This window comes from Chitinophaga sp. (genome assembly GCF_036569185.1).
GTDB lineage: Bacteria > Bacteroidota > Bacteroidia > Chitinophagales > Chitinophagaceae > Chitinophaga.
Map to the genome: position 1 here is coordinate 1 of NZ_DATCRD010000170.1, position 10,490 is coordinate 10,490.

General features: G+C 50.2%; 7 protein-coding genes. 4 read left to right on the forward strand and 3 right to left on the reverse strand.

Annotation, left to right across the window (positions count from 1 at the left end; genetic code table 11):
• Positions 1-110: 110 nt before the first annotated feature.
• From VIM72_RS12675 to VIM72_RS12685, 3 genes are all read right to left on the reverse strand, one after another.
• Positions 111-2,396: a family 20 glycosylhydrolase gene (locus tag VIM72_RS12675; protein WP_332003199.1), complete on the reverse strand. Its 2,286-nt coding sequence runs from the start codon at positions 2,394-2,396 to the stop codon at positions 111-113.
• An 85-nt stretch (positions 2,397-2,481) separates the two neighbouring features.
• Positions 2,482-3,081 carry a pseudouridine synthase gene (locus VIM72_RS12680; RefSeq protein WP_332003200.1) on the reverse strand — a complete coding sequence of 200 codons (600 nt, stop codon included), beginning with the start codon at positions 3,079-3,081 and terminating at the stop codon, positions 2,482-2,484.
• Between the two features lie 6 nt (positions 3,082-3,087).
• Positions 3,088-4,236 carry a putative sensor domain DACNV-containing protein gene (locus VIM72_RS12685; RefSeq protein ID WP_332003201.1) on the reverse strand — a complete coding sequence of 383 codons (1,149 nt, stop codon included), beginning with the start codon at positions 4,234-4,236 and terminating at the stop codon, positions 3,088-3,090.
• Positions 4,237-4,439: 203 nt separating this feature from the next.
• Here VIM72_RS12685 and VIM72_RS12690 point away from each other — a divergent pair, with 203 nt between their 5' ends.
• The 4 genes from VIM72_RS12690 to VIM72_RS12705 form a co-directional block, all read left to right on the forward strand.
• Positions 4,440-5,024 carry an RNA polymerase sigma-70 factor gene (locus VIM72_RS12690; RefSeq protein ID WP_332003202.1) on the forward strand — a complete coding sequence of 195 codons (585 nt, stop codon included), beginning with the start codon at positions 4,440-4,442 and terminating at the stop codon, positions 5,022-5,024.
• A gap of 66 nt (positions 5,025-5,090) precedes the next feature.
• Positions 5,091-6,254 carry a FecR family protein gene (locus tag VIM72_RS12695; protein WP_332003203.1) on the forward strand — a complete coding sequence of 388 codons (1,164 nt, stop codon included), beginning with the start codon at positions 5,091-5,093 and terminating at the stop codon, positions 6,252-6,254.
• A 258-nt stretch (positions 6,255-6,512) separates the two neighbouring features.
• Positions 6,513-9,902, forward strand: a complete 3,390-nt coding sequence (locus VIM72_RS12700) for a TonB-dependent receptor (RefSeq protein WP_332003204.1) — start codon at positions 6,513-6,515, stop codon at positions 9,900-9,902.
• A gap of 22 nt (positions 9,903-9,924) precedes the next feature.
• Positions 9,925-10,490 (forward strand): RagB/SusD family nutrient uptake outer membrane protein (locus VIM72_RS12705; protein ID WP_332003205.1); only part of this gene is annotated, 566 nt, incomplete at its 3' end.

Genomic DNA, 10,490 nt, shown 5'->3' on the forward strand with positions numbered 1-10,490 from the left:
GCGCAAAGGTTAACAGGAACAGGAATATTTTTATAGTACGCATAGATGGCGTCAAAAATAACAAAAACGGGCGGCTTACCGCCACCCGTTTCAATATTTTAAACGATGCTTTACAACCCTGCTCCCAGCCAGCTATCCGGCACAGGTTGCAGTTTGCTGCCATTCAGGCTGTATTCCAGCTTCAGTGTGTATCCGCCCCCGCCTTCTACAAAGGCCACTTTTATAGGATGCCAGCCTTTTTCCAGGGCCACCTGCCCGCTTTTCTGGAATGGGGCATGCCAGCCGTCGTTGTTCACTACTTCCTGGTCGTCTATATATAAAATAGCGCCATCATCGGCAGTTAGGTAAAAGCTGTAGATGCCGGTGCTGGGTACATTGATGTAGCCATACACCCGCGCACCAAACGGCCCGCCGCCCTTGCCCATACCTTCAGGTATAACGGCGTTGCTTACACGGAGAGAGCTATCTGCCTGCTCCTTGATCTTTGCAGCGCTCTTGTAAGAGCCTTCAAAATAATCCAGCTTCAGGCCCGGGCGTGCATCTTTTACTACGGTAGGCTTCAGATAAGTTTCCTTGCGGTAGCGGAGCGCGTAAATATCACCACGATTACCCGCAGGGCTGAAAGCCGCCAGTTTAATGGATTGCGGCTCGCGGATCACATAGTTATCCGGCAGTACTTTGGAATGCGCATCCGGGATGCTGCCATCGGTGGTATAGCGGATAGTCATATCCGTTAGTGGCTTCTGTACGTGCAGGGTTACGGGGTCTACAAATACATTGTCTTCCGTAAACCCGTCCAGGTCAGGCAGGCGGTAATGTACGCCCAGCAGATCCAGGCGTTTGTAATGTGCGTGTAGCCGTTGCAGGTAGCCTTCGTAATCAGGATGGTTGGTCCAGGTAACTTCCGCCAGGGCGGTCATGCGGGGCATGAACATATAATCGGCCCGCTTTTCAGAAGGGATATATTCCGTCCATATATTGGCCTGCGCGCCCATGATATGTTTTGCTTCCTCCGGCGTTAAGTCTTTGGGTATGGGGTTGAAGTGATATACATTATAGATGGAATTGCGATCGGGAACGCCGTCGAAATACAGCGGATTGCCCGGCGTCATGATCACCGCATTGCCGTGGCGTGCCGCTTTAATGGGCGCATCCGGCACCCATGCCCGCCAGTACATCAACACCGCGGTAGGACTGATCCCTCCTTCCAGGATCTCATCCCAGCCGATCAGCACCTTGCCTTTGCTGTTGAAGAATTTCTCCATGCGTTTTACAAAATAGCTCTGCAACTCTTCTACGGTTTTCAGGTTGTTGGCCTTCATTACTTCCGCACAGGCGGGAGAAGCCGCCCAGCTGGTTTTCTCTACTTCATCGGCGCCGAGGTGAATATATTTGGAAGGAAATAAAGCGGCGATCTCTGTAAAAATATCTTCCGCAAAAGAAAAAGTAGATTCACTGCAGGGGCATATAGGCGTGGAAAAATTCTTGCCCCAACCTTTTTCCTCGCTACAGGTAAGGAAAGGATACGAACGGATGGCCGCCATCATATGACCGGGCATATCTATTTCAGGAATAATTTCCACCTGGCGATCGGCTGCATAGCGGATAATATCCTTCATCTGCTCCTGCGTATAAAAGCCGCCATACAGGGTTTTACCATCTTTTTTGATGATGTGCTGCGGATCGATGGCCATATCAGGATTATCGGCGGCCTTCTGCATACATACGGAATCCTGGTTGTTGAATTCCCTCCAGGCGCCCTGTGAAGTAAGCAGCGGGTATTTCTTTATTTCAATGCGCCAGCCCTGGTCGTCGGTCAGGTGCAGGTGCAGCTTGTTCATTTTGTATAAGGCCAGCAGATCGATGAATTTTTTGAGATAATCAACGGAGAAGAAATGCCGGGATACATCCAGGTGCATACCCCTCCAGCCATAGGCGGGATGGTCTTTTACAAGCATAGCCGGGATGGCCACGCTTTTCAATGTATGCGCGCCTTCTATGCTGGCGGGCATCAGCTGCCTCAGCGTTTGAATAGCACGGAAAAAACCGGTGGCGGTACGGGCGGTGATGAGCAGTTGCTGCGCACTTACGTCCATGGTATAATCCTCCTCTCCTGCCAGCGCCGGGTTTTGTTTCAGCACGATGCCGCCTTTGGCGGCCTGTTTTGCCACCGGCAAAGCCCTGCCCAATGCCTGTTTCAGCAACGCCTGCAACTGTGCGGTTTCAGTGGTAAAGCCCGCGGGTACTACCAGCCTGGTGGCAGGCGTGATCACAAACGACCCGGTTCTCGCTTCCAGTTGCTGCGGGTAAGGAATTAAGGGATAGCGCGCGGATTGCGCGAAAGTTGCCTGCAGCAGTAAACACAAAGCGCCTGCAAGCCAGAAAGTCTTCTTCATAAATTATTCGTTATAGCATGATGTCCGAATGGCAAACCTAGTAAGAAACCCGGCAGTAAACTAATGGGATCTTCGCTTATCATGATTAATCCTTGTAGTTGGTGATTTTCAGCAACCGGAAAAACGTTTCCTCCGGCAGCTCCTTTACCTCGCCGGGTTGCAGGTTGCCGAGCAACAGGTTCTCGATAGATACCCGTATAAGCCGCTGGCAGCGGTGCTTTACGGCGCCCACCATTTTGCGCACCTGGTGGAACTTTCCTTCTGTAAGGGTGATCATCAGCCAGGTATGCGGCGCATTCACGGGCAGTTCCTTCGGATGATCAAACAATCCTTCCGGCCGCTCTACTATTTCAATGCGGCAGGGCGTAGTGATATACTCGGCTCCATCTGCCACGCTGATAGGCACACCTTCTTTTAAACGCTGCAAAGTATCCCCGCTCATATGCCCCTTCACTTTTACCAGGTAGGTTCTTTCATGCGGGGTAGCGCCCTGGAATAATAACCGCGTTACCTTTTTATTGGTGGTTAAAATGAGCAGGCCTTCAGAATCATTGTCCAGCCTCCCTATGGCATGGGTGCCCTCTGGAAAGTCGAACGGCAGCTCACCCAGCAACCGCACCTCATGCGAGCTGATAAACTGCGACACCATGTCAAAAGGCTTGTTTACAATGAAGTATCTGTGCATAAGCGGTTATATCAGCAGGATATCGATGCGGTGCGCCTGTACCAGCTGCTGCTGATCCGACCAGGAGAAGACGGTGAAGTAACCATCCTGCGAGGCGACCAGCGCAATGGAATCGTGCTGGTCGTGCACAAATTGTGCGGCCGATAAATGCCGGGTGCCCCCAATGGCCGATGGATGGATCAGCGTAGGCACGCCTCCTTCCACAGGCTCGGTAAGCAACACTTTATCGATAGGCCACGCATCTTTGGCCCGGGTGATCTTTGCGCCAAAGGCCAGCAGCTCCTGCCGGTCGTTTACAATGGTGGCGCCGTCTACCGCTGTTAAGCCGGTAATATTTTCCACCTCCCGGCGCAATGCATTCTGCCAGAAGATCTCGGTAACGCTTTTGCCGTCGTATTTGAGCAGATCAGCCACCCCGGAAAAAGCCGGGCTGATGGGGTATTGCAGCGGGTGGATGATAGACTCCCGCCATTCCTCGCTGTTAGACGGCGTTACCAGCAATATGCCCCCGCGCTTATGCGCCCGCATGGATACGGCGATCTGGATCAATACGTTTACACTGTTGTTCCATAAGCAGGAAGGCGTTAAACCCAGCAGGGACTTGAGTATAGGCGGACTATCAGGCAACAGCCCGCTATCTTCATTCACCACCTTTACCTGGTCGCCCCGCAGCATAGCCACGTTGGTGAACTTGCCCAAACCTGCCGCACGGCGGTGTTTCACCACCAGTAGTCCCGGTTCGGATACATCCAGTACAAAACAAAGGTTCGGCAGTTTTATAGTGGTGCCCCATACATACAGCTCATCGCCCACCGGCCATACGCCAATGTGGATGCCCGGCCGTTCTACGCCCGGCGCCAGTTTGGTGAGCAACTGCGGTGTAAGCAGCAGTGGTTCTGCAAACAGTAAAGGTTTGCCAGCCTGTTCCGGAGGTAAAAACGCCAGTGAAATGCGGATAGGGTTTCCTTCCTCCTTCCGTAAGCTGGCCCAGAAGGCCACGTCAATAATTTTCTCCACCTGCCGGGCGGCCGGCACCGTGGCGAGATCATCCTCCCCGTTTTCCCTGGCAGCGCAGAGATGTTTCTTAAAATGTGCTTCTATAGTGGCAGACACCTTTGCGGCAGCCTGGTATGTTGCTTCATTTGCTATTTCCATAATTCCTGTGTCACATTAAACCGCTAATTTAAATCATTTCAGGATAGCGGACGTGGTTACCCGGAGGGAACCAGTACATTGGTAAATGCAATAGACCATCTTTCAACGCCTTTACCAAAAGGTAAAATACTATTAATAGCAGTGAATATTTGATTAACAAGATATTCATAAATCAAGTAATTTGGTTGTACTTGTAACCACGTATGGAAATTAACACCTACAATGAAAGGGAGCTTTTGTTGAGCCTCGCTCAGGGCAATGATCATGCCTTTGCGGAGGTGTTCCATCACTACCGTCACCGTATATACGCTATTGCTTTCCGTCTTTTAAATTCTGCTTCCCTGGCGGAAGATATTGTACAGGATGTTTTTATGAAGATGTGGATAAAGCGGTATGAACTTCACGAGATCAGTCACTTCAAGGCCTACCTTTTTACTACTACGCGCAATCATATTTTTACTTCCCTGAAACTGCTGGCCCGTGAACAACTTATGGAAACCGAACTATCCGCCACCATGGTGCATGGCGTAAGGGACGCCCATATTCTCCACAAGGAATATGAACAGATACTGCAACATGCAATAGCACAGCTCCCGCCCCAACAGGGACTGATCTATAAACTCAGCAAGGAAGAAGGCCTGAAAAGAAATGAAATTGCCGACCGCCTGCAGCTGAGCCCCGAAACCATTAAAGTGCACCTGGCCAATGCCATGCGCTCTATCCGCGCTTTTTGCCTCACCCGGATGGACCTCAACACGTTCCTTATTCTCTTATGGGTATGCTGTTAAAAAATTTTTTTAACTGCACTAACCCATCCGTCTCATTTTATAGTCTCCTTAATCAAATAGCTATTCATGACAGTATCCCGGTTCAGGTACCTGTTTAACCGTTATTATTCCCGGCAATGTACACCGGAAGAACAACAGGAGTTTATGCGCCTGATGGAACAAACGGCATACGATGAAGAATTGAAGCACCTGCTGGACGAATTGCTCCTGCAGGCCGATGATGAAACCGGCGCAATGCCGGACGATACCGCCGCCAATATGCTGCGCCAGATTATGCAAACCGGCGCTGATACACCGCAGCCCGCTCCTGCTCGCACCATGCCTGTGTGGCAACGTATAGCCGTTGCCGCCTGCGTGCTTGGCGCCATTGCGGTGGCAGGATATAAAATGTATGTAAAAACCAAAGTGGTGAATATGCCTATTGCCAGCAACCATGCGCCTGTACCTAAAGAGGAAGGCGCCCGACTGGTACGTGGCGATGGCTCAGTGATTGACCTGGAACAGCATAAGGATACAGCCATGGATGTACAATCCGGCGTATCCGTAAACCGCCAGGGCAACACGCTTTCCTATACCAGCAACACAACTGTTACGCCTACCATTAATACCCTGTATACCAATAAAGGAGGTACCTATAAGATAGTACTGCCGGATGGTACCAAAGCCTGGCTCAACGCAGCTTCCTCCATCCGTTTCCCTACCGCCTTTACCGATAGTACCCGGGAAGTAAGCATCCAGGGAGAAGTATATTTTGAAATAGCACAACAGGCCAGCCAACCTTTTATTGTAAGTACCAACACCATAAAAATTGCCGTACTGGGCACGCACTTCAACGTAAAGGCCTATGAAGAGGAACAAAACATCTGCACCTCGCTGCTGGAAGGCGCCGTGAACGTGATCAGCGGCAATACCGTAAGGCTCATGAAACCAGGGCAACAGGCATTGGTGAACAGGGAGCACAAAGGCATCAGCATCAGCAATGCCGATGTAGACGCCGCCATTGCCTGGAAAGAAGGACGTTTTGAGTTCAATGGCAACATCAAAAGTATAATGCGGGAACTGGCCCGCTGGTACGATGTACAATTTATATATGAAGGAGAAATCACCAACAAAGCCTTTGGCGGTACCTTCTCCCGGCAAGACAGCCTGGAGGATATTTTACACACCCTGGAATTAACAGGAAGCATTCATTTCAATATCGATAATAAAACAATTACAGTAAGGCCGTAAAAAAAACCACGCGTATTCTTTTTAGTCATGAAAAAAAACAGACATCAGCCAAAATTAACGACAGTTTAAACATTTAATGCCTTTTACGGGACAGTGAAGAACCACCAGCGGCAGGTACGCTCAGGCGTAGCTATGCCCTTATGTATCGTCATCAACCTTTATTAACATGCTAAATCGCAGTAACAAATGATGCAAACTTTTCAGCAAGTCCGCCGTAACCGGTGGCGTGTTTCATCAAACCAAAAACTATTCTACGTTATGAAACTAACCTTCCTGCTGCTGTTGTCGGCCATCCTCCAGGCACACGCCGCCGGCTATGCGCAGCCCGTAACACTGCACGTAAAAGCAGCCCCGCTAACGGAGGTAATCAAATCTATCCGCAAACAAACCGGTTATGTATTTGTGTTTGATCTGCAGATGGTAGACAATGCAAAACCAGTAAGCGTTTCACAGGAGAACGTATCGCTGGAACAATTACTGGAAGAAGTGTTCAGGGATCAGCCGCTTACCTGGACCATCGTTAAAAAAACGATTGTACTTAAAAGAAAAACACTTCCCGCTGCTACCGCTCCCACGGAAACAGCGCGCATAAAAATAAAAGGGCAGGTAACCGAAAGCAGCGGAGCGCCTATGGTGGGTGTAACCGTAGTAAATAAAACATCCCGCACCAACGCCCTCACAGATGAACTGGGTATTTTCACCATTGAAGCCAATATTGGCGACAGCCTCCTTTTCACCATGGTGGGCATGCAGCCGCAGGCCGTACAGGTGAAGAACGATAAGCTGCTTAAAATAACCATGCTGCAAAAAGTATCGGATGTGGGAGAAGTAGTGGTAGTAGCCTATGGCACGCAGAAAAAAACCAGTATGGTGAGTGCGGTGACCAGCATCAATCCCAAAGAGCTGAAAGGCCCTACCAGTAACCTTACCACGATGCTGGCAGGTCGCCTTTCCGGTGTGATCTCCTACCAGCGCAGCGGGGAGCCGGGTAAAGACAATGCCAGCTTCTTCATACGAGGTATCACTACTTTTGGTACGGGTAAAGTGGATCCGCTGATCCTGATTGATGGTATGGAATCCAGCACCAACGACCTGGCCCGTTTACAACCGGATGATATTGCCGGTTTCTCTATCCTGAAAGATGCCACCGCCTCCTCCCTCTATGGAGCCAGGGGCGCCAATGGCGTGGTGCTCGTTACTACCAAATCCGGCGTGGAAGCAAAAACATCTTTCAATGCCCGCTTTGAAAACTCTATCTCCAGCAATACCCGCAATTTTAAATTTGCAGATAACATCACGTATATGAAGCTGGCAAATGAAGCGGTGCTTACCCGTTTTCCTTTGCAGGATGTACAATATTCCCAGTCGAAAATAGATCATACCGCCGCCGGCGATGATCCGCTGCTGTACCCCAACAACAACTGGATAGAACAGCTGATCAAAGACTACACTGTGAACCAGCGCACCAACTTCAACCTGAAAGGCGGTGGAAAGGTAGCGCAGTTCTATATTGCCGGTACTTATAATGTAGATAACGGCGTGCTGAACATCGACCAGCGGAACAACTTCAACAGCAACATCAAACTAAAAAATTATTCGCTGCGCTCTAACGTAAACATCAACCTCACCCCTACTTCACAGGCTATTGTTCGTACCTACGGGCAGTTCGACGATTATAACGGACCTGTAGGCGGCGGCGCCGGCCTCTTTTCACAAACAGTATGGGCCAACCCCGTGATGTTTCCCGCAGTATACCCCGCCAGCTATGCACCTGAACTGAAACATCCATTGTTTGGTAACGCCGTAAAACCTGGCTTTGCCAGTTTACCCGGCGATGGCGGCAATCTTTATAACAACCCCTATGCGAATTCAGTATCCGGTTACCAGCAGTACAACACCTCCACCCTGCTGGTACAGGTGGAACTGAAACAGGACTTCAAATTCCTGCTGCCTGGCCTCACCGCGCGTATGATGGGCTACACGGAACGTTACTCCTACTTCGATGTAACGCGCCGCTACACGCCTTATTTCTATACCATGAAGTACGACCAGTTCACCAAAACGCCAACGCTTACTTCACTCAATACCAATGGTACGGAATACCTGGACTATGAGCCAGGCGATAAAATACTGAACACTACCGCGTATATGGAAGCTGCGGTGAACTATAACCAGCAGTTCAATAAAGTGCATAACGTATCCGGTATGCTCATTGGCCTGGTGCGCAACTATCTTACCGCCAATGCCGGCACCCTGCAAACATCGCTGCCGCACCGCAACCAGGGGGTATCCGGAAGGTTCACCTACGATTACGACAGCCGCTACCTGGCGGAATTTAACTTCGGCTACAACGGATCTGAAAGATTTGCCAGCAACCACCGCTTCGGCTTCTTCCCCTCCGCCGGTATTGCCTGGAACCTCCAGAACGAAAACTTCTTTAAACCATTTTCCAGGTCAATAGACAAACTGAAACTCCGCGCCACTTTCGGCCTGGTAGGTAACGACCAGATAGGCAATGAAAGCGACCGCTTCTTTTATCTCTCAGACGTAAGCATGAACGACGCCAACAAAGGCGCCACCTTCGGGGAAAGAAGAAGTTACTCCCGCCCGGGCGTATCAGTGAACCGCTATGAGAACCGTGACATCACCTGGGAAAAATCATATAAAACAAACCTCGGTATGGAACTGGGCCTGTTCCATGCCATGAACGTTATCCTGGATGTATACCAGGAGCACCGTACCAACATCCTCATGACCCGCAGCACCATTCCCAGCACCATGGGACTGAATGCCGCCACACAAGCCAATGTGGGCGAAGCCTCCGGTAAAGGGGTGGATCTCTCTGTCGACTATACGAAAAGTTTTAACAACAATTCCTTTGTGCAGTTCCGCGGCAACTTCACTTATGCTACCAGTAAACTGCTGGTAAATGAAGAGCCTATTTACCCGGAACCCTATCGCTCCCGCGTTGGGCATTCCCTTTCCCAGACCTGGGGTTATATAGCAGAAAGATTATTTGTAGATGAACAGGAAGTAGCCAATTCCGCCTACCAGAACTGGGGACAGGCAGTAATGGGCGGCGATATCAAATACCATGATGTAAACGGCGACGGGCAGATCAACGCTTCCGATGCAGTGCCCATCGGTCTGCCTACCACACCGGAAATCACTTATGGGTTCGGGTTCTCCTTTGGTTACAAACAAGTTGACCTGAGCTTCTTTTTCCAGGGCTCTGCACGCTCCTCCTTCTGGATCAACTCTTACGAAATATCGCCTTTTGTGCTCAACGGAGGCGGCCAGCATGGCCTGCTACAGGCTATTGCCGACGATCACTGGAGCGAAAGTAACCGCAACCTCTACGCCATGTGGCCACGCCTCAGCGATTACTTTGTAAACAATAATAACCAGACTTCCACCTGGTGGATGCGCAGCGGTGATTTTCTCCGCTTAAAATCGCTTGAAATGGGATACACGTTCCCTAAACGCCTGCTGGACCGTGTGCGCATGACCAACGCACGCATTTATGCCAACGCCTCTAACCTTTTTGCCCTCAGCAAATTTAAAACCTGGGACGTAGAGATGGGCGGCAACGGGCTGGGCTATCCTGTGCAAAGGGTTATCAATATAGGTATAACACTGGGACTTTGATTCACCGTTTAATGATACAAAAATGAAACATTCCATTATATACAATACAAACCGCTGCCTGCAATGGTGTATGCTGTGCGTACTGCTGCTCTCCGCGGCTTCCTGTAAAAAATTCCTGGACGTGGTACCCGACAATGTGGCCACTATTGATAACGCATTTACCATGCGCGCAGAAGCAGAGAAATACCTGTTCACCTGCTACTCCTATCTTCCCAGCAGTGCTGACCTCTCCTCTAACCCCGCACTGGTGGCGGGCGATGAGTTCTGGATGGTACGCCCCTATAGTACCAGTGAAATACCCTGGCAGATAGCGCAGGGATTCCAGAGCGCCAACATTGTGTATATGGGTAACTGGACCCAGTACTACAAAGCGTTGCGCGATTGCAACATCTTCATGGAAAATATTCATAAGGTGGTAGACATGCGGCAAACAGAAAAAGACCGCTGGAGCGCAGAAGTGATTTTCCTCAAAGCCTATTACCACTGGTTGCTGCTGCGCCAATATGGCCCTATCCCGGTGATCCGTTATAACCTTCCCATTTCCAGCACTGCGGAAGAAACCAAAGTACCGCGGGAACATGTGGATAC